This window comes from Pseudomonas sp. LBUM1648 (assembly GCF_059716145.1).
In genome coordinates this window covers 5,926,903-5,953,412 of sequence record NZ_CP166808.1, presented here as the reverse complement: position 1 = coordinate 5,953,412, position 26,510 = coordinate 5,926,903, and the positions used below count along the sequence as shown (strand labels likewise).

The 26,510-nt window shown below is 60.1% G+C and carries 23 protein-coding genes; 8 read left to right on the top strand and 15 right to left on the bottom strand.

Going from position 1 to position 26,510, the window contains the following annotated elements:
• Positions 1-36 precede the first annotated feature (36 nt).
• Positions 37-711, bottom strand: coding sequence for an anti-sigma factor (locus tag ACA043_RS27065; protein ID WP_489879365.1), 675 nt, complete (start codon positions 709-711; stop codon positions 37-39).
• The gene (locus tag ACA043_RS27060) at positions 708-1,343 is read right to left on the bottom strand and encodes an RNA polymerase sigma factor (RefSeq protein WP_497658225.1); all 636 of its coding nucleotides are present in this window, start codon (positions 1,341-1,343) and stop codon (positions 708-710) included. The genes ACA043_RS27065 and ACA043_RS27060 overlap by 4 nt, the downstream gene beginning before the upstream one ends.
• Before the next feature lie 149 nt (positions 1,344-1,492).
• On the opposite strand from ACA043_RS27060, the gene ACA043_RS27055 reads away from it, so the two are divergent.
• Complete coding sequence (locus ACA043_RS27055) at positions 1,493-2,050, top strand: DUF2780 domain-containing protein (RefSeq protein ID WP_497615492.1); 558 nt, start codon at positions 1,493-1,495, stop codon at positions 2,048-2,050.
• 1 nt (position 2,051) lies between these two features.
• Here ACA043_RS27055 and yihG read toward each other — a convergent pair whose 3' ends face one another.
• Complete coding sequence (gene yihG, locus ACA043_RS27050; protein WP_497615491.1) at positions 2,052-2,939, bottom strand: 1-acylglycerol-3-phosphate O-acyltransferase, YihG family; 888 nt, start codon at positions 2,937-2,939, stop codon at positions 2,052-2,054.
• Positions 2,940-3,214: 275 nt separating this feature from the next.
• On the opposite strand from yihG, the gene rloA2 reads away from it, so the two are divergent.
• The 4 genes from rloA2 to creD all read left to right on the top strand — a co-directional run bounded on the left by rloA2 (position 3,215) and on the right by creD (position 7,437).
• A complete protein-coding gene (gene rloA2, locus ACA043_RS27045) occupies positions 3,215-3,721 on the top strand; it encodes a retropepsin-like aspartic peptidase RloA2 (RefSeq protein ID WP_187680766.1) in 507 nt (168 codons plus the stop codon).
• Positions 3,722-3,794: 73 nt separating this feature from the next.
• A complete protein-coding gene (gene creB / locus ACA043_RS27040) occupies positions 3,795-4,475 on the top strand; it encodes a two-component system response regulator CreB (protein ID WP_401268192.1) in 681 nt (226 codons plus the stop codon).
• Positions 4,475-5,893, top strand: coding sequence for a two-component system sensor histidine kinase CreC (gene creC, locus ACA043_RS27035; RefSeq protein ID WP_497658224.1), 1,419 nt, complete (start codon positions 4,475-4,477; stop codon positions 5,891-5,893). Before creB ends, creC begins: the two co-directional genes overlap by 1 nt.
• Positions 5,894-6,066: 173 nt before the next feature.
• Positions 6,067-7,437, top strand: a complete 1,371-nt coding sequence (creD, locus tag ACA043_RS27030) for a cell envelope integrity protein CreD (protein WP_497615489.1) — start codon at positions 6,067-6,069, stop codon at positions 7,435-7,437.
• Positions 7,438-7,615: 178 nt separating this feature from the next.
• On the opposite strand, the gene ACA043_RS27025 is transcribed toward creD, so the two are convergent.
• The 8 genes from ACA043_RS27025 to ACA043_RS26990 all read right to left on the bottom strand — a co-directional run bounded on the left by ACA043_RS27025 (position 7,616) and on the right by ACA043_RS26990 (position 16,645).
• Entirely contained in the window at positions 7,616-8,245 is a 630-nt protein-coding gene (locus ACA043_RS27025) for a glutathione S-transferase (protein ID WP_497658223.1), read from the bottom strand.
• A gap of 134 nt (positions 8,246-8,379) precedes the next feature.
• Positions 8,380-8,559, bottom strand: coding sequence for a hypothetical protein (locus ACA043_RS27020; protein ID WP_497658222.1), 180 nt, complete (start codon positions 8,557-8,559; stop codon positions 8,380-8,382).
• Positions 8,556-9,686, bottom strand: a complete 1,131-nt coding sequence (locus tag ACA043_RS27015; protein WP_401268179.1) for a PepSY-associated TM helix domain-containing protein — start codon at positions 9,684-9,686, stop codon at positions 8,556-8,558. The genes ACA043_RS27020 and ACA043_RS27015 overlap by 4 nt, the downstream gene beginning before the upstream one ends.
• Positions 9,687-9,760: 74 nt before the next feature.
• Positions 9,761-12,187: a TonB-dependent siderophore receptor gene (locus tag ACA043_RS27010; RefSeq protein ID WP_497658221.1), complete on the bottom strand. Its 2,427-nt coding sequence runs from the start codon at positions 12,185-12,187 to the stop codon at positions 9,761-9,763.
• A 208-nt stretch (positions 12,188-12,395) separates the two neighbouring features.
• The gene (locus ACA043_RS27005; RefSeq protein WP_401268174.1) at positions 12,396-13,370 is read right to left on the bottom strand and encodes a FecR domain-containing protein; all 975 of its coding nucleotides are present in this window, start codon (positions 13,368-13,370) and stop codon (positions 12,396-12,398) included.
• Positions 13,367-13,843, bottom strand: a complete 477-nt coding sequence (locus ACA043_RS27000) for an RNA polymerase sigma factor (RefSeq protein WP_497659682.1) — start codon at positions 13,841-13,843, stop codon at positions 13,367-13,369. The genes ACA043_RS27005 and ACA043_RS27000 overlap by 4 nt, the downstream gene beginning before the upstream one ends.
• Before the next feature lie 157 nt (positions 13,844-14,000).
• The gene (locus tag ACA043_RS26995; RefSeq protein ID WP_497658220.1) at positions 14,001-14,708 is read right to left on the bottom strand and encodes a 3'-5' exonuclease; all 708 of its coding nucleotides are present in this window, start codon (positions 14,706-14,708) and stop codon (positions 14,001-14,003) included.
• Positions 14,705-16,645 carry a DUF294 nucleotidyltransferase-like domain-containing protein gene (locus ACA043_RS26990; protein ID WP_497658219.1) on the bottom strand — a complete coding sequence of 647 codons (1,941 nt, stop codon included), beginning with the start codon at positions 16,643-16,645 and terminating at the stop codon, positions 14,705-14,707. Before ACA043_RS26990 ends, ACA043_RS26995 begins: the two co-directional genes overlap by 4 nt.
• A 253-nt stretch (positions 16,646-16,898) precedes the next feature.
• On the opposite strand from ACA043_RS26990, the gene ACA043_RS26985 reads away from it, so the two are divergent.
• Positions 16,899-17,360 carry a response regulator gene (locus ACA043_RS26985; protein WP_401268167.1) on the top strand — a complete coding sequence of 154 codons (462 nt, stop codon included), beginning with the start codon at positions 16,899-16,901 and terminating at the stop codon, positions 17,358-17,360.
• A gap of 249 nt (positions 17,361-17,609) precedes the next feature.
• Here the strand turns inward: ACA043_RS26985 and ACA043_RS26980 are convergent, their stop codons facing one another.
• Positions 17,610-19,787, bottom strand: coding sequence for a malate synthase G (locus ACA043_RS26980; protein WP_497658218.1), 2,178 nt, complete (start codon positions 19,785-19,787; stop codon positions 17,610-17,612).
• 639 nt (positions 19,788-20,426) lie between these two features.
• Here ACA043_RS26980 and ACA043_RS26975 point away from each other — a divergent pair.
• Positions 20,427-20,945, top strand: coding sequence for a glycine cleavage system transcriptional repressor (locus ACA043_RS26975; RefSeq protein WP_187680780.1), 519 nt, complete (start codon positions 20,427-20,429; stop codon positions 20,943-20,945).
• A 222-nt stretch (positions 20,946-21,167) separates the two neighbouring features.
• Here ACA043_RS26975 and rarD read toward each other — a convergent pair whose 3' ends face one another.
• A complete protein-coding gene (rarD, locus tag ACA043_RS26970) occupies positions 21,168-22,055 on the bottom strand; it encodes an EamA family transporter RarD (RefSeq protein ID WP_187680781.1) in 888 nt (295 codons plus the stop codon).
• A gap of 339 nt (positions 22,056-22,394) precedes the next feature.
• On the opposite strand from rarD, the gene ACA043_RS26965 reads away from it, so the two are divergent.
• Positions 22,395-23,366, top strand: a complete 972-nt coding sequence (locus tag ACA043_RS26965; protein WP_497657778.1) for an IS110 family RNA-guided transposase — start codon at positions 22,395-22,397, stop codon at positions 23,364-23,366.
• A 76-nt stretch (positions 23,367-23,442) separates the two neighbouring features.
• Here the strand turns inward: ACA043_RS26965 and ACA043_RS26960 are convergent, their stop codons facing one another.
• Both ACA043_RS26960 and ACA043_RS26955 read right to left on the bottom strand, forming a co-directional pair.
• The gene (locus tag ACA043_RS26960) at positions 23,443-24,417 is read right to left on the bottom strand and encodes a serine/threonine protein kinase (protein WP_187680782.1); all 975 of its coding nucleotides are present in this window, start codon (positions 24,415-24,417) and stop codon (positions 23,443-23,445) included.
• Between the two features lie 166 nt (positions 24,418-24,583).
• On the bottom strand, positions 24,584-26,485 hold the full coding sequence (locus ACA043_RS26955; protein ID WP_497658217.1) for a PhoX family protein: 1,902 nt from the start codon (positions 26,483-26,485) through the stop codon (positions 24,584-24,586).
• Positions 26,486-26,510: the final 25 nt, after the last annotated feature.

The following is a 26,510-nucleotide window of genomic DNA, read 5'->3' as shown; positions in this document are numbered from 1 at the left end:
GCCTGGTAAGAAGAATCTGAGCTAATGGATTCAAAGTCAGAGCGCCGCCAACGCCCCTTGATACAATACCGGCCCCGTCGGTTTGCCCGTCGGCGAGCCACCCTTCGGCTCAAGAGTCACCGCCAACGCAACCGGCTTGCCGATCAAGACTTTCTGCGCCTCACTCAACTCAACCTTGCCCTTACCCCCCGCCGGGATCACACCCAGCGAAATCGGCTTACCATCCGCCGGGATCGCCCACAGTTCCAGGCTGCGAGCGGGATCGACGGCGGCCAGTGTCAGCGGCTCGACTTGCAGATAATCAGCATGCGCCTCGACCTTGAGCGCCGGTTGGGCGTCGGCGCTCAGCAGGGTGGCGCGGTAGCGGGCGTCGTCGCGGTTGTACAGCGAGCCGAGGAACACCAGCACCACGATCGAACACAGCGCAGCCGTAACGCGCAGCCAGTTCCAGAACGGACGTTTTTCCGGCACGTGCAGGACTTGCGGCTCAATCCGCGCGGTAATGCCATGCCATACGCGGTCGGGCACCGGTTGCTCCGGCAGGGATTCGGTGAGGGTCGCCAGCGTATCTTGCCAGTGCGCCAGCTCGGCACGCAGTGCTGCGTCGTCGAGCAGCAATTGTTCGAAGCGTCGACGCGCAGCCGGGCTCATCAAGCCGATGGCGTAATCGGCTGCGAGGGAACGGCGCAGGGCAGGGGTCTGGTAGTTCATGATTCAAGGCACCGGCGCAGGCGTTCCATGCCCCGGCGGATCCACGACTTGACCGTGCCCAGCGGCGTGGCCAGATGCTCGGCCAGTTCGGTACACGACAGGCCCTGAAAGTAGGCCACGCTGATCGACTGGCGCTGCATGCTGTCGAGGGTTTCCAGGCAACGGTTCAATGCTTGGGCTTCGCGCGCGTTGCTCAATTGTTCCTGGGCCGAAGGACTTTCGTCCGGCAGTGCGTCCTGTTCGAGATCGCTCAGCGGCCGGTCGCGCTGTTTGCGCAGTTGGTCGATGGCCTGATTGCGGGTGATGTTGATCATCCAGGTCAGCGGCGCCGACAGATGCGCTTCGTAACGCGAGGCGTTGTTCCAGATGCGCACGAAGCTTTCCTGCAACACTTCTTCGGCCAGATCGGGTCGGCCCATAAAGCGCAAGGCGACGCCGTGCAGGCGCGGGCCGACGCTGCGGTACAGCGTTTCGAACGCGCGACGGTCGCCCAGTGAGCACTGGGCCAACAGGTGTCGCAGCTGATCGGTGTCGGCGATGGAAATGATGAGTCTCCAGGCAAGGCGTGGGCGACAAGGACTGATCTCGGGCTGTTCACAGGCTAGTTCAGTGATGGCGCTTGTGCCATTCATCGCGGCAATTCCAGGGTTTCACGTTTTATATACGTGGCTATGCTGAAAATGGATGCGCGGGCGAGGAACATGCCGGCGGATACCCGGTCAAACCGGCAGCTTCACCGCCCATTTGACGGGTGGTTTCCACAGCGCAAGAGGATGTCTGAATGAAGATTTCACGCGGTTTTGCTTTGGCATCACTCATGACCCTGGCGGCCGGCCCGGTGTTCGCCGGTTTCAGCCTGGACGATGTGACCAAGGCAGCTTCGAGCATGCAGGGCGGCGACAAGGCTGCCGCTGCGGCACCGACCTCGGAAACCGCTGGTTTGTTGAGCGCTCTGAGTGCGCTGAACGTTACCCCGCAGCAAGCCGTGGGCGGCACCAGTGCGATGCTGGGGCTGGCGAAGAACCAGCTGAGCAGCACCGACTATTCGCAATTGGCCAAGGAAGTGCCGGGCATCGACAAACTCTCCGGCGGCGGTGGCAATCTGGCTGCGCTGAGCGGTTTGCTCGGCTCGTCGGGCAAGTCGGCCGGGCTGGAAAATGCCTTGGGCAACGTCAAGGACACCAATGACCTGAACAATGCGTTCAGCGCCTTGGGCATGGACAGCGGCATGATCGGCCAGTTTGCCCCGGTGATTCTGCAATACCTCGGTCAGCAGGGCGTTGGCGGCTCGCTGCTGAGCAGTCTGGGCGGCATCTGGGGCACTGGCACCGGTAGCTGATTCAGCCGCGCCCGCTCTTCAGTTCAGCGATGCGCTGATCTTTCTCGGTCCAGAGCTGGTTGACCCAGTTCTGGACCTTCTGGCGAAACACCGGATCGTTTTCGTAATCGCCCTGCCACAGCGCCGGGTCGAGTTCGCGGGTCTTGATGTCGATGATCACTCGCGGCACGTTGCCGCTGATCAAATCCCAGAATCCTGGAATCGTCGCCTGTGGATAAACCACGGTGACGTCGAGGATCGCATCCAGTTGTTCACCCATCGCCGCCAATACAAACGCCACGCCGCCAGCCTTGGGCTTGAGCAAGTGGCTGAACGGTGACTGTTGCTGCGCGCTTTTCGCAGCGGTGTATCGGGTGCCCTCCAGATAATTCACCACGGTCACGGGCTGACGCTTGAACAGCTCGCATGCCTGTTTGGTGATCTCCAGATCCTTGCCCGCCAGTTCCGGGTTCTTCGCCAGAAACGCCTTGGTGTAGCGCTTCATGAACGGGTAATCCAGGGCCCACCAGGCCAGGCCCAGAAACGGCACCCAGATCAGTTCTTTCTTGAGGAAGAACTTGAAGAACGGCGTGCGCCGGTTGAGGGTCTGGATCAGCGCCGGAATGTCGACCCACGACTGATGGTTGCTGACCACCAGATAAGAGGTGTCGCCGCGCAGGTTTTCGCCGCCACGAATGTCCCATTGAGTAGGAATGCACAGGCGAAAAATCAGCTTGTCGATTTCTGCCCAGGTCTCGGCAATCCACATTACCGCCCCCGACGCGTAATCACGCCAGCGCCCGGGCGCTACCAGTTTGAGCAGGGCAAAGATCATCAACGGCCCGATCAGGATCAGGGTGTTGAGCAACAGCAGCAGGGTGACGAAACAGCCGGTGAGCAGGCGGCGCATAAGCAACTCTATGAAAGCGGATGGACGCGCCATGATAAGTGGCTTCGGGCGACAGGCCAAATTTGCACTGACGAATGTTTCACTTTTGTACCGCTATGCTGCGGGTTGGATGATCGTTCCCACGCTCTGCGTGGGAACGCCGCCCGGGACGCTCCGCGTCCCTGTGACGCAGAGCGTCACTGGATGCATGCTCACGCAGAGCGTGGGAACGATCGGGTGGAACAAGGTCTAAAATCCCACGTCTGCCGCCCTCATTTTTCAAGGAAGCCCCTTACGTGAAATCCCTCCTTGCACTGTTTGCCCTCGTCGCCCTGCCAGTCATGGCCGCCGAGCCGACCCTGTACGGGCGTTACGAATACATCGCACTGCCGGAAATCGGCGGTGAAGTGCTCAAGGCCAAAATGGACACCGGCGCGCTGACCGCGTCGCTGTCGGCCAAGGACATCGAGACTTTCACCCGCGATGGCGACGACTGGGTGCGCTTCCGTCTCGGCACCAAGGACGCCAGCAACAAGGTCTACGAACACAAGGTTGCGCGCATCAGCAAGATCAAGAGCCGCTCCGATGAAGAAGACGAAGATCGCGAAGCCACCGAAGTCGCCAAGCGCCCGGTGGTCGATCTGGAGCTGTGCCTGGGCAACGTCAAGCGCACCGTGGAGGTCAACCTGACCGACCGCAGCAACTTCAACTATCCGCTGCTGATCGGTGCCAAGGCCTTGCGCGAGTTTGGCGCAGCAGTGAACCCAGCGCGGCGCTTCACCGCTGACAAACCGGACTGTTAAGCCAAGTGGTCTCATTGACGTAACGTCAGGCTTGGGGCACCGTTCGCGCACTTAACCCACGGGCTCGGACGCCATGCCTCATATCCTGATTGTCGAAGACGAAGCGGCGATTGCCGATACGCTGATTTTTGCCTTGCAGGGCGAGGGGTTCACCACCACTTGGGTGAGCCTCGGCGCGGCGGCGCTGGAACATCAGCGCCAGACCCCGGCCGATCTGATCATTCTCGACATCGGCCTGCCGGACATCAGCGGTTTCGAAACCTGCAAACAGCTGCGCCGCTTCAGTGAAGTGCCGGTGCTGTTCCTCAGTGCGCGGGACGCCGAGATCGACCGGGTGGTGGGGCTTGAAATCGGTGCCGACGACTACGTGGTCAAGCCGTTCAGCCCACGGGAAGTGGCGGCGCGGGTTCGCGCGATTCTCAAGCGCATGGCGCCACGGCCCACGGTTGAGGTGTCCTCGGCGTTGTTTCGCATCGATCCCGAGCGCGTGCAGATTGCTTATCGCGGTCAGCCTCTGAGCCTGACCCGTCACGAATTCCGCCTGCTGCAATGCCTGCTCGACCAACCGGAGCGGGTCTTCAGTCGCGAGCAATTGCTCGATGCATTGGGTGTGGCGGCGGATGCCGGTTACGAGCGCAGCATCGACAGCCACATCAAAAGCGTGCGCGCCAAGCTGCGTCTGGTGCGTGCCGAAGCCGAGCCGATCCAGACCCATCGCGGCCTCGGTTACAGCTACAGCCCGGGGCACAGCTGATGTCGTTGGGGCTGCGGATCTTTCTGGTCTACGTGCTGTTTGTCGGCCTGACCGGTTACTTCGTGCTCAACACGGTGATGGAGGAAATCCGTCCCGGTGTGCGTCAGTCCACCGAAGAAACCCTGGTCGACACCGCCAACCTGCTGGCGGAAATCCTGCGCGACGATTTCAAGGCCGGCACCCTCAGCGAGAATCGCTGGCCCGAGTTGCTGCGCGCCTACGGCGAACGCCAGCCGCAAGCGACGATCTGGGGGCTGCCGAAGAATCAGGTCAACCATCGCATCTATGTCACCGACGCCAAGGGCCGGGTGGTGCTGGATTCCAGCGGTGTTGCGGTGGGCCAGGATTATTCGCGCTGGAACGACGTCTACCTGACTTTGCGCGGCGAATACGGCGCGCGTTCCAGCCGCAGCGATCTGGATGACCCCGCGTCGTCAGTCATGCACGTCGGTGCGCCGATCCGCGACAACGGCCAGATTATCGGTGTGGTGACCGTGGCCAAACCCAACAGCTCATTGCAGCCTTACGTCGATCGCACGGAACGGCGTTTGCTGTTTTACGGTGCCGGTTTGATTGGCCTCGGATTGTTGTTCGGCGCCTTGCTGTCGTGGTGGCTGAGCCGCGCGCTGCACCGCTTGACCGGTTATGCGCAAGCGGTGAGCGAAGGTCGGCGCGTGGAAGTGCCGCACTATCGCGGCGGCGAGTTGGAGCAACTGGCCACGGCAGTGGAACAGATGCGCACGCAGCTGGAGGGCAAGGCTTATGTCGAGCGCTACGTACACACGCTGACCCATGAACTGAAAAGCCCACTGGCGGCAATTCGTGGTGCGGCGGAGTTGCTGCAAGGTGAAATGCCGCCGGTTCAGCGCCTGCGCTTTGTCGGCAATATCGACAGCGAAAGTGCGCGGATGCAGCAGTTGATCGAGCGCTTGCTGAATCTGGCGCAGGTTGAGCAGCGCCAGGGTCTTGAGGAACGAGTGGCGGTGCCGGTGGCGGTGTTGGTCGATGAGTTGTTGCAGGCTCAGACCGCGCGAATCGAAGGCAAGCAGCTGCGCATTGAACAGGCGATCTCGGCGAGTCTGCTGCTGATCGGCGAGCCATTTTTGCTGCGTCAGGCGCTGGGTAATCTGCTGGAGAATGCGCTGGATTTCACCCCGGTCGAGGGGTTGCTGCGGTTCAGTGCCGAGCGGGTTGGCGAGCAAATCGAATTTCGTTTGTTCAATGAGACGGCGGCGATTCCTGACTACGCTTTGCCGCGTTTGACTGAACGCTTCTACTCATTGCCGCGCCCGGACAGTGGACGCAAAAGTACCGGACTGGGACTCAACTTCGTCGAGGAAGTGGTCAAGTTGCATGGTGGGTCGATGAGCATTCGCAATGTTGAAAACGGCGTTGAGGTGACATTGCGCTTGCCTTGAGACCGAGTCGCTGCCTTCGCGAGCAGGCTCGCTCCCACAGGTGGCGCATTCCAATGTGGGAGCGAGCCTGCTCGCGAAGGGGCCGGTGAAGTCTCCACACAATCTCCACATTCCCCCCACAAATTCCCCATACAGCCCATCCAGACTCTGCCCATCAAAACAGGGAGAGTCCCATGAACAAGAATCTGACCATAAAGCTCGGGGCCATTGCCCTGTTGATCCTGCTGTTGCTGATACCACTGCTGATGATCGACGGGGTCATCGACGAGCGCCAGCAACTGCGCGACGGCGTGCTGCAAGACATTGCCCGCAGCTCCAGTTACAGCCAGCAGATCAGCGGCCCGGTGATGGTGGTGCCGTACCGCAAAGTGATTCACAACTGGAAGCTCAACGACAAAACCAACAAGCGCTATGACGAGCCGAGCGAAGAACGCGGGCGTTTGTACTTTCTGCCGGAACGGTTCGAACTCGATGGCCAGGTACAGACCGAACTGCGCGCCCGGGGCATTTACGAAGCGCGGCTGTTCCATGCCGAGAACCGCATCAACGGCAGTTTTTCGCTGCCAGCGCAATTGGGCATCAAGGAAGACTTCGCCGATTACCAGTTCGATGCGCCGTTTCTCGCGGTCGGCATCAGCGACATTCGCGGCATCGAAAATGCCTTGAAACTGGAACTCGACGGCCAGCGCCTGGACTTCGTTCCCGGGACTCAAGTCGGCTGGCTCGGCGAGGGTGTGCGAGTGACGCTGCCGCAGCTCGACACCAGCAAAACCAACGAACTGGCGTTCGGTTTCGACCTGCGTCTGCAAGGCACCGGTTCATTGCAGGTGCTGCCGGTGGGCAAGAGCAGCAGCGTCAGCCTGACCGCCAACTGGCCGCACCCAAGCTTCATCGGCAACTTCCTGCCGGCCAAACGGGAAATCAACGACGCCGGTTTCAGCGCCGACTGGCAGACCACGTTCTTCTCCACCAACCTGCAAGACGCCATGAGCCGCTGTGTCAGCAGCAATGATTGCGATGGCTTCAATGCCCGTAGCTTCGGCGTGAGCTTCATCGACCCGGTGGATCAATATCTGAAGAGTGACCGGGCGATCAAATATGCGCTGTTGTTTATCGTCCTGACGTTCGCCGGTTTCTTCCTCTTCGAAGTGCTCAAGAGTCTGGCGGTGCACCCGGTGCAATATGCGTTGGTGGGGGTGGCGCTGGCGTTCTTTTACCTGTTGCTGCTGTCGCTGTCGGAACACATCGGGTTTGCCCTGGCGTATCTGTTGTCGGCCAGTGGTTGTGTGTTGCTGATCGGGTTCTATGTCTGCCACGTGCTGCACAGCGTGCGTCATGGCTTGAGTTTTTCGGCGGGGTTGGCGGCGTTGTATGGCCTGCTCTATGGCTTGTTGAGTGCCGAGGATTACGCGCTGCTCATGGGTTCGCTGCTGCTGTTCGGCTTGCTCGGTGTGTTTATGGTGCTGACGCGCAAACTCGATTGGTACGGTATCGGGCAGAAGCCGCAGAAGCCGCTGGAGTTTGATATCGGGGCGGTGCAATGAGCGGGCTGCGTGAGGATCAGCGGGAGGCTGAGGTGTTGGTGACGCTGATCTTTGCGTCACTGCCGCCGGAACCGAGGTGGTGCCATCGCGAGCAGGCTCACTCCCACACTGTGCATGAACACAAATCACTTGTAGGAGCGAGCCTGCTCGCGAAGAGGCCGGAACAGGCGCCGCCGTTTTAAGGCTTGGGCATGGTCGCGATCATGGACGGTCGCTGGCTCACTTCGAAGAACCAGTTGGCGAGTTGCGGATTGGCCTCGCGCCAGCCCAGGTCCGGGAAGCGCAGATCGAGGTAGCCAAGTGCACACGCCACGCTGATCGCCGCTACATCGAAATGGCTGGTCAGCTCGGCAATCGCTTCACTTTCCAAAACGGCCAAGGCGCGACGGATCTTGTCGCGCTGGGCTTCGAGCCATTCGTCCCAGTGTTTTTCCGGTGCACGCAGCACCTGCTCGTAACGCACCATCACCGAGGCATCCATGATTCCGTCGGCCATCGAGGCCAGGGTCAGACGCCGCCAGCGGGCCGAACCGTCGCGAGGGATCAGCGGGTTGCCGACGTGTTGGTGGTCGAGGTAATCGAGGATCACGCGGCTGTCATGGATGACATTGCCGTCGGCCAGGCGCAGGGCCGGGATCTTGCCCAGCGGGTTGTCGGCGTTGAGCTCGGCACTGGGGCTGACCGGGCTGAGCACACAGTCTTGCAACGCGACGCGATCCTGCTGGCCGGTCTCGTGCAGAAACACCATCACTTTGCGTACGAACGGGGAGAGCGTGTTGTGGAACAGGGTCATGCTGGGGACGGACATTGGCAAACCTCGGTGATCGTCGAAGAGCAGGAGGTTAGCCGTAGGAGCTGCGGAACGCTGCGATCTTTTGATCTTTATCCTGTTTTTAAGATCAAGATCAAAAGATCGCAGCGTGCCGCAGCTCCTACAGGTGTTCAGCTTCGCACCACCAAACCTCTTATGGCCAGATACGCCGGAACGCCCAAGCCAAGCCAGCTCAATGCATCCCAGATGCCATCCCCCAACAACGCCGCAAACAAGCCTGCCGCGCTGAGTAGCGCGATCACCAGCGGCGTGCTGAACACCTTCCAGAAATTCGACTGACGCGGCTTCATGCAGAGGCCTCCGTCGTTTCCAGCACGGGCTTGGCCGCTCTGCGCCGTACTACCCACAAATACACGCCGCTGCCGAGCACGATGATTGTCAGTACATCGAGGGCGGCCCAGAGAATCTTCATCGGCATGCCGCCGTAATCTCCGAAGTGCAACGGCTGGGACATGCCCATGGCGTCCATGTACCACGGTCGTTCCGCCACGGCGGTGACTTGCAGGGTCGTCGCGTCGATCAATACCGGCGTCAGCAGGTGAGAGGTCAAATGCGTGCCGCCCTTCATGAACACCGAGTAATGGTGCTCGCTGGAAAAGCGCGTGCCGGGGAAGGCGATGAAATCCGGCTTCATGCCCGGTGCGACTTCGCCGGCAATGTCGAGCAAGCGGGTGGCCGGGGCCAGATGGGTCAGCGGTGGCGCATCGCGATAGGGCGCGATCAAGGTATTGAGCGAGTCGTTGCGCCATGCAGCGATCAGCAAGTCGGCGCAGGCGCTGATCACACCGGTCACGCCGACAACCAACGCCCAGGTCAGCGTGACGACGCCGATCAGGTTATGCAGGTCGAGCCAGCGCAGGCGGGTGGATTTGTCCTGGCGCACGGTGCCGAATTTCAAACGACGCATGAACGGCAGGTACAGCACCGTCCCGGAAACTATCGCCACGACAAACAACAGCCCCATGAACGCCAGCAGCAACTTGCCCGGCAACCCGGCGAACATGTCGACGTGCAGGCGCAGGATGAACAGCATCAAACCGCCGTTCGCCGAGGGCGTTTCCAGCGCTTCGCCGGTGCGGGCATCGAGCATGAAGGTGTGCGAAGAGTTGGGTTCGGTGCCGGCGGTTTTCGCCATGATCGTCAGCACGGCGTTCGGCTCATCGTCGTCGAAGCCGAAGTACTGCACGACGTCATCCGGGCGATGTTTTTCCGCAGCCTCGACCAGTTGCGCCAGATTCAGGCGCGGCGTGTCGGCCGGCATCTCGCGCACTACGGGAGCATCGCCGAGCAGGTGGTCGATTTCATGGCTGAAAATCAACGGCAGGCCGGTCAAGGCCAGCATCAGCAAAAACACGGTGCAGATCAGGCTGGTCCAAGTGTGGATGAACGACCAGCGGCGGATTGTTTTACTTTTCATTTCATGACCTTCAAAAACACCAAAGCCGTCCACGAAGGACGGCCGGGTGACATGACCTGTTTCAGCTCAATCGCTTACCACTTGTAAGTGGCGCTGGCGACGACACTGCGCGTGTCGCCGTAGTAGCAGTAGAAGCTGTCGCAGGTGGAAATGTATTCCTTGTCGAACAGGTTGGTCGCGTTGAGTGCCAGCGACGCGCCCTTGAGGCTGTTGTCCAGACGGCCGAGGTCGTAATGCACGCTCGCGTCGAACACGGTGTAGGCGTCCGCCTTGCCCAGCCAGGTGTTGGCCTTGTCGCCGTAAGTGTTGCCGGTGTAACGCACGCCGGCACCGATGCCGAAGCCGTCGAGTACGCCGGTGTGCCAGGTGTAATCGGTCCACAACGACGCTTGCTGGTTGGGCATCAGTTGCAGGCGATTACCCTTGTCGGTGCCCTTCTGCACTTCGGACTTGGCCAGGGTGTAGGCGGCGATGACTTTCAGGTTATCGGTAACGTCCGAAACCGCTTCCAGCTCCAGGCCTTTGACTTTCACTTCGCCGGTCTGGCTGGTGATCGACACGCCGTCGACGAAGGTGTTGACCGAGACGTTTTTCTGGGTGAGGTCATACACGGCCGCGCTCAACAGCGTCTTGCTGCCCGGCGGCTGGTACTTGATGCCCAGTTCCCATTGCTTGCCTTCGGTTGGCTTGAGCGAACCGGTGGAGGTAGCGTCGGCACCGGTGGTCGGCTGGAAGGATTCGGCGTACGACAGGTACGGCACGAAGCCCGAGTCGAACACATAGCTGAGTGCCGCGTTGCCGCTGAACGCCTTGTCGCGCTGGGTGTTGGTGGCGTCTGCTTTGTTGATGAATCGCGTGCTGGTGTGAACCCAGTCTTCACGGCCGCCGAGGGTCAGGCGCCATTGGTCGAGGGCCATTTGATCTTGGACGTAGAGGCCGGTCTGGTAGGTCTTCTGGTTGTAGTCGTAAAACGCTGTCGAACGTGCCGGACGCACGATCGGCTGGCCGTAGATCGGGTTGATCACGTTGGTTTGAAGACCATCACCAAATATAGAGGTGTAGTTGGTGTTGCTGCGCTGGTGATCCAGACCCAGCAGCAAGGTGTGGCGGATATCGCCAGTGGCGAAATCGGCCTGGAAGTTGTTGTCCACGGCGAACTGGCTGATGTCTTCGTCGACGCTGGTGCTGGTACGGCCGACGTTGCCCTGATCATCCACTTCGGTGAACGGGTACGAGCCAACGGTCAGTGCCTGGAACGACAGATCCGACTTGGTGTAACGCAGGTTCTGCTTGAACTGCCACGTATCGTTCAAGCGATGTTCGAACGCGTAGCCCAGCGCGTAGTAAGTGCGGTCGTAGTATTCCCAATCCGGGTCACCCAGATTCTTGTGATGGGAAATGTCTCCCAGCGGCGACTTGATCTTGGTGCCCTGAATCGGCAGGAACTGGCTGGTGATGCCGGTATCGTCGCGGGTGAACTGGCTCAACAGGGTGAATTTGGTGTCGTCGTCGATGTTCCAGGTCAGGCTCGGCGCGATGTTGTAGCGCTTGTTGTCAACGTGGTCGACCTGCGTACCGCTGTCACGTACGACGCCGCTGATGCCATAGAGAAACTGGCCGGCGTCGTCGATCTTGCCGGTGCTGGCGAAGTTGATCTGGCGATGGTTGTCGCTGCCGTATTGCAGCTGAATTTCGCTGCTGGCGATGTCACTTGGACGGCGGCTGACCATATCCAGCAGGCCGCCCGGCGGGGTCTGGCCGTACACCGACGAGGCCGGGCCACGGAGCAGGGCGAGGCGGTCGAGGTTCCAGGTTTCCTGTTTCGGGTTGGCGTACACGCCTTTTGGCAGCGGCAGACCGTCGAGGAACTGGGTCGGTTCGAAGCCGCGCACGCGCAGCCAGTCCGCGCGGGTGTCGCTGCCGTAGCTGCTGGCGGTGATGCCTGGCATGTAGCGCACGGCGTCATCGAGGCTGTGCACGCCACGGTCGTCCATTTGCTGGCGGGTGGCGACGGAGATCGAGCGCGGTGCTTCGACCAGCGCGGTGTCGGTCTTGGTGCCGGCGGCGGTGCGCGTGGCGGTGTAGCCCTCGACAGGGCTCCAGGCGGTTTCCAGATTTTCCACACCGATCACCGATGTTTCCGGCAGCGCCATCACACCCTCAGGCACAGCGACCAAGGTGTAAGTGCCGGTGCTGCTTTGTTCCAGTTGCAGGCCAGTGCCTTGCAACGCTGCACGCAACGCGCCAGTGGCGTCGTACTGGCCGTTCACCGGGGCCGAGGTCTTGCCTGCCGCCAGCGACGGATTCAGCGACAGCGCGAGGCCACCCTGGCTGGCGATCTGGTTCAACGTGCTGGACAGAGGCGCGGCCGGCAGGTTGTAGGCTCGCACGCTGGACGCTTGTTCAGCGGCGAACAACGGGCTGCTGATCAGCGGGGCGCCCAGAGCGATGGCGACAGCCAACAGACTGGGGCGCAACAAGGTGTCTAGCGAACGGGACATACGGCGGCTCCTGAATGGAAACATTTCTCAATTGCCTGTGTGCCGGACGAGATCGGAAAAGTGATAGGGCTGGATGAAAATAATTTCGATTAACTGAAAGGCGAGTTGTGGCAGATGACGTCTTCGCGAGCAGGCTCGCTCCCACAGCGGTAACGCATCCCAATGTGGGAGCGAGCCTGCTCGCGAAAGCTAAAGCTCAGGCACCACATTAATCAGGTTTGGTATCAGCCTTCGCCACGGTGACCCAAAATGGCGTGTGCTGTTCGATCTGCACCGGCAGGGTCGGCAGCAGGGCGCTCAAGGCTTTATCGGTGTCGTGCAACGGGAAGCTGCCGGTAATGCGCAAGTCAGCTACTTCCGGTGCCACGCCCAAATGTCCGCGTCGATAACGCCCCAACTCGTGCACCAGATCCCCCAGTCGCGCGTTATCGACCACCAGCATCCCGCGCGTCCACGCATCGGCGCCAGGGTTGAGCGCGACAATGGCGTCCAGTCCGTCATGGCGCAGCAGCACTTGTTGGCCTTCACGCAGGATCTGTTCTTCAGGTTTCGATTGCGTATGCGCAGCGACTGCCGACTGCAACACGCTCAGGCGCGTCCCTTCTTCTTCGCGCTTGACCAGGAATCGCGTGCCCAATGCACGCATGCTGCCCTCGCGTGTTTCCACAATGAATGGCCTTGCGTCACCGTGGCCGGTTTCGACGAGGATTTCGCCTTCCTGCAAAACAATCAGGCGTTGCTTTTCATCGAAGCGCACATCCACAGCGCTGTGGGTGTTGAGATTGAGCACGGTGCCGTCGGCCAGGCGCACGGTGCGCTGTTCGCCAGTCGCAGTGCGCTGATCCGCCAGCCAGTAATCCAGCGGCAGATAACGATCGCCCGCAAACAGTGCCAGCCCCACCACCGCCACCACACTGGCCAATCCGCTGCCCAGCTTGCGCACTCGACGACGAATGCCCTCGCGTGATTGCAGCAAGGCACTGCGGGCTGGCCCTTTGGCCACGCTGAAACGCTGATCGAGCATGCCCAACTGGCGCCACGCCCGGGCATGTTCTTCATGGGCCGCGTGCCATTTGGCGAATTCCTCGCGCTCCAGCGGGCTGCTCGAATCAAGCGTCAACTGCCAGGCAATCGCCGCGTCCAGCACATGCGCCGGCACCGGTCTGGAACTGGCCGGGCTCATGTCGGCTCACCGTACAGGGCGATGTAGCACTGACGAATCCCTTGCGCCAGATACTGGCGCACACGCGGTACCGACACGCCGAGCTTCTCGGCGATCTCGGCATGGCTGAGGCCGTCGAGGCGGTTATAAAGGAAAGCGGCGCGGGCCTTGGTCGACAGTTTGCCGAGCAGACGGTCGATGGCTTTGAGGTCTTCGAGGATCAGTTGCTGTTCTTCCACCGATGGCTGTTCGCCTTCAGGAATCAGCATCAGTTCGGTGAGGTAGGCCTGTTCCAGCGCGGCACGGCGGAAGTAATCGAACAGCAGACCCTTGGCGATCGCCACCAGGAAAGCCCGGGGCTCGCGAGGCGATGGCATTTCATCGCGACCGAGCAGACGCACGAAGGTGTCCTGACTCAGGTCTTCGGCACGTTGCGGACACGCCACATTGCGCCGCAGCCACGCCAGCAGCCAACCGCGATGGTCGCGATACATCGCACCGACGAGCTCACTGTGAGGGCTTGGGACTGACGACACCAGACGCACCGATTGGGAAATGTTAACCAACGAGAATTGTTCGCGATTCTGGCAGAGGTGGGAATGGTTAGCAATTGGCCACTGGTCGGGTGGGAGGGACGCAGCTCCTACGGGGTTAGAAAGAGTGGGTTTGTTGCCTGCGCTTCCATTGACTCAACCGCTGCTGCAAATTCAGCGGGCTATGAATCTGCTTCCCCCGCGCCCGACTGAACAGGATCAACGCCAGCTCCGCCGTCGCCAGCGCATCGGCACTCGCGTTGTGCCGCTCGAACACTTCAAGCTTGAACCAGTCGATCCACTCATCCAGCCCGGCCTCGCGAATGTTCGCCTGCGGGCACACCAGCGGTGCAATATCCGCGACATCCAGAAACGTCTGCTGCAACTTGTATCCCAGGTGCTCCTTCAGCGCCCGCCCAAGCATGTGTTGATCGAACGGCGCATGAAACGCCAGCACCGGGCTGTCACCGACAAACTCCATGAACTCCAGCAACGCCTCGGCAGGCTCGCTGCCAGCGGCAATCGCATTCGGCCCCAGCCCATGAATCAACACGCTGGGGCTGAGCTTCAATTCACGACATTGCAGCGTGCGTTCGAACTGCTGGCTGAAATCGATAGCGCCGTCCTCGATCACCACCGCGCCAATCGACAACACTCGATCCTTATTCATATTCAGCCCGGTGGTTTCCAGATCCAGCACCACCCAGCGCTGTTCGCGCAGGCTGCATTCGCCCAGCTCAGCGATCGCCGGCAGCTTCTTCAGACGCTGTTGCAGGTCTGCCGGCACCACTGGACTTGCCGGACGCAACCACGAGAACAGGCTCATAGCTGATACCGCAGGCTCAGGCTGCTTTGCAGGCGCTGAGCCTGACGCAGGGATTCGCGCAGGATGCGTCGGTCGAGATGATTGAGGCTGTCGGGATCGACACGATTGGAGTACGGCAGATTCTCCCGGGTCTGGAGTTGATGTTGCTGCATGCGGGTTTGCTGAATGAAGTGGTACGCCTCTTCATACGCGGCGCCGTCCAGTCGCTCGATGACTTCTTTTTCCACCAGTTGGCGGAAGCGTTCAAGGGTGTTGTTGCTGTCGATGCCGTTGGCCAGCGCGAGCAGGCGCGCGCCATCCACGAACGGCGTCAGGCCCTGGACTTTCAGATCCAGTGTGGCTTTTTCACCGTTCTTGCGCGCCAGCACGAACTCGCGGAAACGCCCGACCGGCGGGCGATTGCGCAAGGCGTTGTCGGCCATCATGCGCTGGAACAAACGGTTGTCGCCGACCTGATCGAGAATTCCTCGGCGCAGTTGTGCGCAGCCCTGTTCATCACCCCAGACCACCCGCAGATCGAAATAGATGCTCGAGCCCAGCAGGTTCTCCGGCGTTGCCTCGCGAATAAACGCCGCAAAGCGCCGCGCCCACTCCGCCCGGGACAAACACAGCTCCGGGTTGCCGGCCATGATGTTGCCCTTGCACAGGGTGAAGCCGCACTGCGCCAGGCTCTGGTTGATCTGCTGCGCGATGGGCAGCAGCTTGCCGCGAATCTCCGCCGCGTGCGCGGCATCGCGGGCGTCGAACAGAATGCCGTTGTCTTGATCGGTGTGCAGCGTTTGCTCGCGCCGGCCTTCGCTGCCGAAACACAGCCAACTGAACGGCACGCCGGGGTCGCCTTTTTCGGCGAGGGTCAGTTCGATCACCCGGCACACGGTGTGATCGTTGAGCAGGGTGATGATGTGGGTGATCTGCGTCGACGACGCGCCGTGGGCGAGCATGCGTTCGACCAGTTGGCCGATCTCGCCGCGCAGGGTTACCAGTTGTTCGACGCGCTGGGCGCTGCGGATGGTCCTGGCCAGATGCACCAGATCGACCCGCTGCAAGGAAAACAGATCACGCTCGGACACCACGCCGCACAGGCGCTGATCCTTGACCAGACAAACGTGGGCGATGTGCCGTTCGGTCATGGCAATCGCTGCGTCGAAGGCGCTGTGATCCGGCGAAAGATAGAACGGCGCACGGGTCATGTGGCGTTCAATGGCTTCGCTGAAATCGTCCACCCCTTCGGCCACCACATGGCGCAGATCTCGCAGGGTGAAAATCCCCAGCGGCGCCTTGTGCTCATCCACCGCGACGATGCTGCCGACCTGCTGCTCGTGCATCAATTTCACCGCTTCACGCAGCGGCGTTTCAGGGCTGCACGTCACCGGGTGTCGCATTGCCAGCTCGCCGAGGCGGGTGTTCAGCGAATACTGGGTGCCTAGGGTTTCCACGGCTTTTTGCTGGACTTGCTGGTTGACCTGATCGAGCAGGCTGCTGACCCCGCGCAAGGCGAAATCGCGAAAGGTGTTGGACAGGGCGAACAGCTTTATGAACGCCAGTTTGTTCAGTTGCAGACAAAAGGTATCTTCCCCGGCCAGATGCTCGGTGCGGGTCGCTCGCTCACCCAGCAACGCGGCGAGGGGAAAGCATTCGCCGGTGGTGATTTCAAACGTGGTTTCGGTGCCACCCTTGGCCGTGTGCGGACGCTCGCCGACAACGCGGCCCTGTTTGACGATATAGAAGTGTTCAACCGGGCCATCGGCGGGTTTGATGATGCTCTCGCCCTGGCCGTAGAAGCGCAGCTGACATTGCTCCACCAGATAGGCGAGGTGGGCGTGTTCCATCTGATTGAAGGGCGGGAAGCGCTGGAGGAATTGCAGAGTGCCCTGAATGTTCTGCAACACCGCGGTTTTCCCTGCCTGGGTGAAGGCGTCCGCTTTACTCATAACCATTACCGCAGTCTTTTTCGAATTGTTGTTGTCGGATCGTTGCAGCCATGGTCGACCCCTCTGGCCGGGGTGCCCATTGGACGTAAGTCTAGGTTTGCCATGCCGTTGAGCACATTTGGGAAGAACCCTACAAAAACAGTCGGAAATTCGACCGCTCGGCTATTGGAAAAAAATCCGACGAAGTGCACATTGAAGCTCTGCCTGGCGATGTCTGACGACTGTGCCAGGTGATTGATTTGAAAACGTAGAGAACGCCATGCCCGACCACGATATTTTGAGCGACGCCGAGCGCGAAGCACTCAGCGCTGTGATGCTCGAACCTGATCTGCCTCCGCAGCGAGTCCTGATCGTCGATGACGACAAGGATGCCCGGGAGCTGCTCTCGGAGATTCTGGCGCTCGACGGCATTCGCTGCATGACCGCTGCCAGCGGTGAAACCGCACTGAAGATGTTGGCCGAGAAACCCTCGATCGGGCTGGTGATCACTGATCTGCGCATGGGCAATGTCGATGGCCTGGATCTGATTCGTCAGGTGCGTGAATCGGTAAGGGCGGCGCTGCCGATCATCATCGTTTCCGGCGATGCCGATGTAAAAGACGCCATTGCGGCGATGCACCTGAGCGTGGTGGATTTTCTGCTCAAGCCGATTGATACGGGCAAGTTGCTCGGTCTGGTCAAACACGAATTGGGTATTGAGTCTACTAGCCCCTCACCCTAGCCCTCTCCCAGAAGGAGAGGGGACTGACCGCGGTGGATGTGCAAGGTACACCGACCTGAAATTCCTCAGTCGAACTCCGGTTTTGAAAAGCACAAAGATCGGCTCCCTTTCCCCCTCGCCCCCAATGGGGGAGAGGGCTGGGGTGAGGGGGATCGATCTAAAGTCCTCCACAAATCCCCCCACACCGCAAAAACAAAAAAGCCCTGATCTTTCGATCAGGGCTTTTTCATGTCCGGCATCTACGCAAATTTACAGGCCGTTGGCAGCCTTGAACTCGCGACGACGACGGTGCAGCACCGGCTCGGTGTAACCGTTCGGCTGTTTGGTGCCTTCGATCACCAGTTCGACCGCCGCCTTGAAGGCGATGTTGCTGTCGAAGTTCGGTGCCAGCGGGCGGTACAGCGCGTCGTTGGCGTTCTGACGATCCACCACCGGCGCCATGCGCTTGAGGCTTTCCATCACTTGCGCTTCAGTCACGATGCCGTGGCGCAGCCAGTTGGCGATGTGCTGGCTGGAGATACGCAGCGTTGCACGGTCTTCCATCAGGCCGACGTCATTGATGTCCGGCACTTTCGAGCAACCCACGCCCTGGTCGATCCAGCGCACCACGTAACCAAGAATGCCCTGGGCGTTGTTGTCCAGTTCGTTCTTGATCTGCTCCGGCGTCCAGTTCGGATTGACTGCCAGCGGGATGGTCAGGATGTCGTCCACCGAAGCGCGGGCACGTTTGGCCAGTTCGGCCTGACGGGCGAACACGTCAACCTTGTGGTAGTGCAACGCGTGCAGCGCGGCGGCGGTCGGCGATGGAACCCAAGCGGTGTTGGCACCGGCCAGTGGATGGGCGATTTTCTGTTCGAGCATCGCGGCCATCAGGTCGGGCATCGCCCACATGCCTTTACCGATTTGCGCACGACCTTGCAGGCCGGTGCTCAGACCGATATCGACGTTCCAGTTCTCATAGGCGCCGATCCACTTCTCGGCCTTCATGTCGGCTTTGCGCACCATCGGGCCGGCTTCCATGGAGGTGTGGATTTCGTCGCCGGTACGGTCGAGGAAACCGGTGTTGATGAACACCACGCGCTCGCTGGCTGCCTTGATGCAGGCCTTGAGGTTGACCGTGGTGCGGCGCTCCTCGTCCATGATCCCGACTTTCAGTGTGTTGCGTTTCAGGCTCAGCACGTCTTCGATGCGGCCGAACAACTCGTTGGTGAACGCCGCTTCTTCCGGGCCGTGCATCTTCGGTTTAACGATGTAGACGGAACCGGTGCGGGTGTTCTTGCGCGAGGTGTTGCCGTTGAGGTTGTGCATGGCCGCGAGGCAAGTGATCAGACCGTCGAGGATGCCTTCCGGCACTTCGTTGCCTTGGCTGTCGAGGATCGCGTCAATGGTCATCAGGTGACCGACGTTGCGCACGAACAACAGCGAGCGACCATGCAGCGTCACTTCACCGCCATCGACTGTGGTGTAGCTGCGATCCGGGTTCATGGTGCGGGTGAAGGTCTTGCCGCCCTTGGCAACTTCTTCCGACAGATCGCCCTTCATCAGGCCGAGCCAGTTACGGTAGATCACCACCTTGTCGTCGGCATCGACGGCGGCGACGGAGTCTTCGCAGTCCATGATGGTGGTCAGCGCCGCTTCCATCAGGACGTCTTTGACGCCGGCTGCGTCGGTCTGGCCGACCGGGGTGCTGGCGTCGATCTGGATTTCGAAATGCAGACCGTTGTGTTTCAGCAGGACTGCGATTGGCGCGTTGGCGTCGCCCTGGAAACCGATCAACTGAGCGTCGTCGCGCAAGCCGCTGTTGCTGCCGCCCTTGAGGGTGACAATCAGTTTGCCGTCAGCAATTTTGTAGCCGGTGGAGTCGACGTGGGAGCCGGCGGCCAGTGGCGCGGCTTCGTCGAGGAAAGCGCGGGCGAAGGCGATGACTTTATCGCCGCGCACCTTGTTGTAGCCTTTGCCTTTTTCCGCGCCACCTTCTTCGCTGATCGCGTCGGTGCCGTAGAGGGCGTCGTACAACGAACCCCAGCGGGCGTTCGAGGCGTTGAGGGCAAAGCGAGCGTTCATCACCGGTACAACAAGTTGCGGGCCGGCGGTACGGGCGATTTCGTCATCGACGTTTTGCGTCGTTGCCTGGAAATCGGCCGCTTCTGGCAGCAGATAACCGATTTCTTGCAGGAAGGCTTTGTAGGCCACGGCGTCGTGTGACTGACCGGCACGGGACTGGTGCCAGCCGTCGATACGGGCCTGGAAGTCATCGCGTTTGGCGAGTAGGGCTTTGTTCTTCGGTGCCAGGTCGTGAATGACCTTGTCGGCACCTTCCCAGAATTTTTCGGCGGTGAGGCCGGTACCGGGAATGGCTTCGTTGTTCACGAAGTCGAACAGGACTTTGGCGACCTGCAGGCCACCGACTTGAACGTGTTCAGTCATTGCTTGCCTCACTCTGCTCAGCTATTTCGCTTTTCAGCTCTTCAATTTGACAATGAAGCCTCTGGCCATTTAAACCACAAACCTTCCGACCAGTACATGCCATTGCTGGCGGCTGGGCTGGGACCAATCAACGGCTTGGGGCCTTGATGACGGGGCTTTCAGGGTTGCGAACATGCCTTGGGCAGACATCGATTCAGCGTTATGTAGTGCGTGACGAGGCATACTACATGATGAGTTGCGCTTGTGAAAATCAGACTAATTACGTCGTTCTGCGACCACATGACGCATTGCGGTCACAGCGCGGAACGGGATGTTCTCAAAAAACCATTGGATTGTTCCAGCTAAATATAAAAAGTTGTACACATAAATGCTGTGGGGCTGCTAAGGGACAGTCCGGGTGTACCCGCTTTTGTGGTGAGGGGATTCATCGGAATGCCGCACCACCCCGATCGGCTGCGCAGCAGTCGTGAAACCTGCCTGCACGGTGTATCTGCCAGAAAGCGGGGGGCGGCTTCGCCACCCATCGGGGATAAATCCCCTCGCCACAGGTATGCGCTCACTTGGAGCATTGCTGCTCAATTCCGGGGCTTGCCTATACTTGCCCTTCGATAACAAAAGTCATGACAAGAGGGCTGCGCCATGGACCATCTCGTACTCACCGTCTTCGCTCCGGACAAGCCCGGGCAGGTCGAGCGCATCGCCCAATGCATCGCCGAACATGGCGGTAACTGGCTGGAAAGCCGCATGTCGCGGATGGCCGGGCAGTTCGCCGGGATTCTTCGAGTGGGCGTACCGGCGGAGGCTTACGACGAATTAGTCGATTCCCTACAAGCGCTGTCGGCTCACGGCATTCGTGTGTTGATCGCTGAGAGCGGGATCGAGCAATCCTGCACTTGGAAACCGATCGCCATGGAGTTGGTGGGCAATGATCGTCCGGGAATTGTTCGCGACATCACTCGGCTGCTGAGCGAGCAGGGCGTCAACCTCGAACGGCTGATAACCGAAGTGCGCCCGGCGCCGATGAGCAGCGAGCCGTTGTTCCACGCCGAAGCGATTCTCGCGGTGCCGTTGACGCTGTCACTGGATGTGCTGCAATCGCGCTTGGAAACTCTGGCCGATGATTTGATGGTGGAACTGGTGTTACGCACAGACGTTTGAGCGGAGTCAGGTTATCCAGTTTAAAGGTGAGCCTGCCTGTGGATAACCTGTAGAGACTGATCGCCAGCCCACGTCGGCCGTGGCTTTGCTTGAGTTGATCAAAAAACCGCCAACATTCAGTGACTTGCGCACAAACGGCGGGGATCACGCTGTGGATAACCTTGGGAAGGAACGATGCAGGCCACGAGAACCGTGGCCTGTGAGGGTTTGTACGTTTTTTGATCAGGTGCGGCGGCGTAAACTTATCCACGCATCGACGCTGTACACGGCCAGACCGGCCCAGATAAACATGAACGCGATCAGCGTGCTCGACGACAAGTGCTCGCCGAACAGCAGCACCGCTTGCAACAACACCAGCGTCGGTGCGATGTATTGCAGGAAGCCGATGGTGGTATAGGGCAGGTGCCGGGTGGCGGCGTTGAAGCACACCAGCGGTACCAAAGTCACAGGGCCGGCCGCGACCAGCCACCAGGCTTGCGACGTTGTCCAGAATTCCGGTTGAGCGCTTGTCGCGGTCTGATTGAACAGCAACCAGGCGATGGCGATAGGCACCAGCATCCAGGTTTCCACCACCAGCCCTGGCAACGCCTTGACCGGCGCCTGCTTGCGGATCAAGCCATAGAAACCGAAGGTCAACGCCAGCACCAGCGACACCCACGGCAGACTGCCGACCTGCCACACCTGCTGCGCCACACCGACCGCCGCCAGCCCTACCGCGAGCCACTGCATACGCCGCAGACGCTCGCCAAGAATCATCATCCCCAGCAACACGTTCACCAGCGGGTTAATGTAGTAACCGAGGCTCGCTTCAAGCATGCGCCCGTTGTTCACCGACCACACATACGTCAGCCAGTTGGCGGCGATCAGCGTGCCGCTCAACGCCAGAATCGCCAGACGCTTGGGGTTGTCGAGCAATTCGCGCAACCAGCCCGGGTGCTTCCAAACCATCAACAGCAGCGCGCCAAACAGCGCCGACCACAGCACTCGATGGATGATGATCTCGACCGCCGGCACTTCGGCGATGGCTTTGAAGTAAATCGGGAACAGGCCCCAGATGATGTAGGCACTCAGACCCAGAATGTACCCGCGACGCGGGTTGGCGGCTTGCATGCAGAATCCTTGCTTAGGCAGCTAACAAAGCAGGGATTGTAAGGAGGTTGTATAGATGTGTCGTGTCAGAAAGGAAAAAGATCGCAGCCTTCGGCAGCTCCTTGTATCTCGACTATCGCTCCGTCAGGAGCGATAGTTCTCGACTGATCATCGAGGGAGGGACTTGGAAGCCGTGCAGCTCCTTAGGCTTTTTGCCTGTGATGTAGATCGTGCTCCAGCCCTCCACACTCACTCGTATAGTTCGAACGGTATCTTGGGCCCGTCTCTGGCGAGAGCCCGCATTCGCAAGGTTGGACAGAGTGCAGTGATGATCGAAAACGGATTAATGGAGAAACGGTCATGTCCAATTTCGTCGGCGTCGATGTCGCTAAAAATACCTTTGATATCGCCACTCACCTGCCAAACGGCAAGCACAAAACCAAGGCCAAACTGGCTAACGACTCAAAAGGTTTCAAAGAGTTTGACGCCTGGCTGAACAAGCAGGTCGAGCCTACAGCTCTGATCGTGATGGAAGCCACCAGCGTTTATCACCTGGAACTTGCCGAGTTCGTCTACAACAAGGGTTACCGGGTCTGCGTCGTCAATCCGGCTACGACCCACGCTTACGCCGACAGCGAGCTGCGCCGGATCAAAACCGACAAAAGCGACGCCAAATTGATCGCTGACTTTGCTCGGGAAAAGGCTGAAAAGCTTCAGCTTTGGGCTCCAGAGCCGCTGAAATATCGTCAGCTAAAGGCGATGGTACGTCGCTTGGATGACCTTCAGGAAATGGAGCAAATGGAGCTCAATCGCCTGGATGTATCCGACGAAAAGGTCAAAGACTCGATCAACTCTGTGCTGCGTCACATCGAGAAAGAGATCGTTGAAACTCACAAATCAATCAAAAAACACATCGACGATGATCCAGACATGCGCCAAATGCGCGACTTGATCGTGACCATCGACGGTATCGGCCAGAAAACCCTTGAGCGGCTGCTGGCCGAGTTGGGCGACCTGCGTAAATATGACGACCCTCGCAAGCTGGTCGCTGCCGCCGGGTTGAACCCAAAGCTGCAGGACTCGGGAAAATTCAAAGGCAGAACAGTGATTTCGAGGATCGGATCGGCTCGCGTTCGGGCGGGTCTATACATGCCTGGGTTGGTTGCACTGAAGCACAACAAGGCAATCATCGCCATGAAGGACCGCTTGAAGGCCAACGGCAAGGCCCCCAAGCAAATCATCTGTGCAGCGATGCGCAAACTCCTACATTTTGTCTACGCCGTTCTTAAATCGGGCCAGCCATTTGACCCGAAAATTGCCCTTGCCCGATGAGGGGCAAGACGGTATCTACAGGGGAAATGTATTCCAGGGTAGGAGCTGCCGAAGGCTGCGATCTTTTGATCTTTAATCAGAAAAGTTTCAGTGGCTCTTCATTCAGTGCCGAAAGCTGCTCACGCAACGCCAGCACCTGATCGCCCCAGTAGCGCTCAGTCCCGAACCACGGAAAGCTGTGCGGGAACGCCGGGTCATCCCAGCGCCGCGCCAGCCAGGCGCTGTAGTGCATCAGGCGCAACGCGCGTAGCGGCTCGATCAGCGCCAGTTCGCGCGGATCGAAATCGTGGAATTCGTTGTAGCCGTCCATCAGTTCCGACAATTGCCCCATGCATTCCTGCCGGTCACCGGCGAGCATCATCCAGATGTCCTGCACCGCCGGGCCCATGCGGCAGTCGTCGAGGTCGACGATGTGGAACATCTCGTCGCGGCACATCATGTTGCCGGGGTGGCAGTCGCCGTGCATACGGATGTTCTGGTGTGGCGTGGCGGCGTACACATCTTCCACGCGCTTGAGCAAGTCACGGGCGACGGACTCGTAGGCCGGCAGCAGGCTTTTGGGGATGAAGTTGCCTTCGAGCAAAGTGGTCAGCGAGGCATGGCCGAAGTTTTTCACGCCCAGCGCTTCGCGGTGTTCGAAGGGCTTGGTCGCGCCGACCGCATGAATGCGCCCGAGCAACTGGCCGAGGCGATACAACTGATCAAGATTGCCCGGCTCCGGCGCCCGACCGCCACGGCGAGGAAACAGGGTAAAGCGGAAGCCGGCGTGCTCGTGCAGGGTTTCGCCGTTGTGGATCAGCGGCGCGACCACCGGGATCTCGACGTCGGCCAGTTCAAAGGTGAACTTGTGTTCTTCGAGGATGGCTTCGTTGGTCCAGCGCTGCGGACGATAGAACTTGGCGATCAGCGGTTCGGAGTCTTCGATGCCGACCTGATAGACGCGGTTTTCGTAGCTGTTGAGCGCCAGAATGCGCGCATCGCTCAGGAACCCGATGCTTTCGACGGCATCGAGTACAAGGTCTGGTGTGAGGGTTTCAAACGGGTGGGCCATGCTGACTCCTGCGCGCAGCAGGCTGCCGCGTCCGGCCCAGCATGGTAGCGCAGATGGCAGTGGGGAAGTTGGTTGGTGTCTTTGCTGACGCCATCGCTGGCAAGCCAGCTCCCACATTTGGAATGCGATCCCCTGTGGGAGCGAGCCTGCTCGCGAAAGCGGTCTATCAGGCGCCGACGATTCCGCCGTCCTCACGGGTAATCGCCATCACCGAAGACCGCGGCTTGCCATTCGGCAAATGCTCAGGGAAGGTCGACCCGCCGTTCTCTCCCGGATGCTGGATCCCGACAAACAACGTCTTCTGATCCGGCGAGAAGCTGATCCCGGTCACTTCACAACCAATCGGCCCGACCAAGAACCGGCGAATCTCCCCGGTCTTTGGATCGGCGCAGAGCATCTGGTTGTTACCCATCCCGGCGAAATCCCCGGCATTGCTCGAATCGCCGTCAGTGAGAATCCACAACCGCCCAGCCTTGTCGAAGCCCAGACCATCGGGGCTGTTGAACATGTTTTGCGGGGTGATATTCGACGAACCAGCCTTCGGCGTGCCGGCATGCACGCCCGGGTTGCCGGCGACCACGAACAAATCCCATGAGAACGTCTTCGACGCATGATCGTCGCGGTCGGTGCGCCAGCGCAGAATCTGCCCATAGACGTTCTTCTCGCGCGGGTTCGGCCCGCCCACCGGTTGGCCGTCCTCGCCGCGTTTGGCGTTGTTGGTCAGGGTGCAATAAACCTGGCCGTCTTTCGGACTGACCACGATCCATTCCGGGCGGTCCATGCGCGTGGCGCCAACGACACTTCCAGCGAGGCGCGCGTGGATCAGCACTTCGGCCTGATCGGCGAAACCGCTGCTGGCGTCGATGCCGTTCTTGCCGTGGGTCAGTTCGATCCACTGGCCCTGGCCTTTCGGGTGGTCGGGATTGCTGTCGCCGTTATCGAACTTCGCCACGTACAGCGTGCCGTGATCGAGGATGTCGCGGTTGGCTTTGGCGTTGCGGTGGTTGATGCGGTCGCGGCTGACGAACTTGTAGATGAACTCGCCACGCTCATCGTCGCCCATGTACACCACGGCGCGGCCGTCGTCGGTTTCGGCCAGAGCAGCGTTTTCATGTTTGAAGCGGCCCAGCGCGGTGCGTTTGACCGGGGTCGATTGCGGATCGAACGGGTCGATCTCGACCACCCAGCCGTGACGGTTGAGTTCGTTAGGGTTTTTGGCCATGTCGAAGCGCGGATCAAACGGATGCCAGTTGATCTCGCGGCTGGCGGCCGAGACGCCGTAGCGTTTCTGCGCCGGGTCGAACTGCTGCTGGGCGTTGCTGCTGCCGAAGCAGTCGGTGAAGTTCTCTTCGCAGGTCAGATACGTGCCCCACGGGGTTTTACCGTTGGCGCAGTTCTGGAACGTACCGAGGACTTTTTTGCCGTGCTTGTCGGCGCTGGTTTTCATCAAGTCATGGCCAGCGGCCGGGCCACCGATGCGCAGCGGCGAATTGCCGTGGATGCGACGGTTGTAGCGTGAGCCCTGGACGAACTGCCACTGACCGTTTCTGCGCTGCACTTCAATCACCGACACGCCTTCGCAGGCCAGCGCCTTGCGCACGTCTTCGGCCGATTGCGGCATGCCGCCGTGCGGGTAGAGGTAGCGGTAGTTGGTGTATTCGTTGTTGATGGCCATCAACGCGCGGTTTCTGTCGTCGGGGAATTCGAACAGGCTCATACCGTCGTTGTTGTCGCCGAACTGCACTTCCTGTGCGGCAGCGGTGCCATTGCCGCTCGGGTCGAAAGCCGGGCCGTTCTTTTGCAACGGCTGGCCCCAACTGATCAACACCGAGGATTTGTAGCCCTTGGGCAGGCTGATGACGTCGGTGGTCGCCGCCGGAATGCTCTCGAAGCCGAGCAAACGGCTGTTGCCGGCGCTGACACCCGCAGCCAGTGCGCTGCGGGTCAGCAGGTTGCCACCGAGAAACATCGCCGCGCCGCACAGCGCGCCGGCGCTGATGAAACCGCGACGGCTGAGGCCGACCATTTTTTCCAGATCAGTGGATTGGTTTTCTTCTAATAGGCTCACATCAGGCTCCCTGCTAGGTTTTGGC

Bases quoted from the DNA above. Each gene is read 5' to 3' on its own strand.
- ACA043_RS27065 (WP_489879365.1), bottom strand. From the start codon at position 711: ATGAACTACCAGACCCCTGCCCTGCGCCGTTCCCTCGCAGCCGATTAC.
- yihG (WP_497615491.1), bottom strand. From the start codon at position 2,939: ATGCGCCGCCTGCTCACCGGCTGTTTCGTCACCCTGCTGCTGTTGCTC.
- ACA043_RS26985 (WP_401268167.1), top strand. From the start codon at position 16,899: ATGCCCGACCACGATATTTTGAGCGACGCCGAGCGCGAAGCACTCAGC.
- ACA043_RS27010 (WP_497658221.1), bottom strand. From the start codon at position 12,187: ATGTCCCGTTCGCTAGACACCTTGTTGCGCCCCAGTCTGTTGGCTGTC.
- ACA043_RS27020 (WP_497658222.1), bottom strand. From the start codon at position 8,559: ATGAAGCCGCGTCAGTCGAATTTCTGGAAGGTGTTCAGCACGCCGCTG.
- rarD (WP_187680781.1), bottom strand. From the start codon at position 22,055: ATGCAAGCCGCCAACCCGCGTCGCGGGTACATTCTGGGTCTGAGTGCC.
- ACA043_RS27060 (WP_497658225.1), bottom strand. From the start codon at position 1,343: ATGAATGGCACAAGCGCCATCACTGAACTAGCCTGTGAACAGCCCGAG.
- ACA043_RS26975 (WP_187680780.1), top strand. From the start codon at position 20,427: ATGGACCATCTCGTACTCACCGTCTTCGCTCCGGACAAGCCCGGGCAG.
- creC (WP_497658224.1), top strand. From the start codon at position 4,475: ATGTCGTTGGGGCTGCGGATCTTTCTGGTCTACGTGCTGTTTGTCGGC.
- ACA043_RS27055 (WP_497615492.1), top strand. From the start codon at position 1,493: ATGAAGATTTCACGCGGTTTTGCTTTGGCATCACTCATGACCCTGGCG.
- ACA043_RS27025 (WP_497658223.1), bottom strand. From the start codon at position 8,245: ATGTCCGTCCCCAGCATGACCCTGTTCCACAACACGCTCTCCCCGTTC.
- ACA043_RS26965 (WP_497657778.1), top strand. From the start codon at position 22,395: ATGTCCAATTTCGTCGGCGTCGATGTCGCTAAAAATACCTTTGATATC.
- ACA043_RS26995 (WP_497658220.1), bottom strand. From the start codon at position 14,708: ATGAGCCTGTTCTCGTGGTTGCGTCCGGCAAGTCCAGTGGTGCCGGCA.
- ACA043_RS27015 (WP_401268179.1), bottom strand. From the start codon at position 9,686: ATGAAAAGTAAAACAATCCGCCGCTGGTCGTTCATCCACACTTGGACC.
- creD (WP_497615489.1), top strand. From the start codon at position 6,067: ATGAACAAGAATCTGACCATAAAGCTCGGGGCCATTGCCCTGTTGATC.
- ACA043_RS26980 (WP_497658218.1), bottom strand. From the start codon at position 19,787: ATGACTGAACACGTTCAAGTCGGTGGCCTGCAGGTCGCCAAAGTCCTG.
- ACA043_RS26960 (WP_187680782.1), bottom strand. From the start codon at position 24,417: ATGGCCCACCCGTTTGAAACCCTCACACCAGACCTTGTACTCGATGCC.
- ACA043_RS27005 (WP_401268174.1), bottom strand. From the start codon at position 13,370: ATGAGCCCGGCCAGTTCCAGACCGGTGCCGGCGCATGTGCTGGACGCG.
- creB (WP_401268192.1), top strand. From the start codon at position 3,795: ATGCCTCATATCCTGATTGTCGAAGACGAAGCGGCGATTGCCGATACG.
- ACA043_RS27000 (WP_497659682.1), bottom strand. From the start codon at position 13,843: ATGTATCGCGACCATCGCGGTTGGCTGCTGGCGTGGCTGCGGCGCAAT.
- ACA043_RS26990 (WP_497658219.1), bottom strand. From the start codon at position 16,645: ATGGTTATGAGTAAAGCGGACGCCTTCACCCAGGCAGGGAAAACCGCG.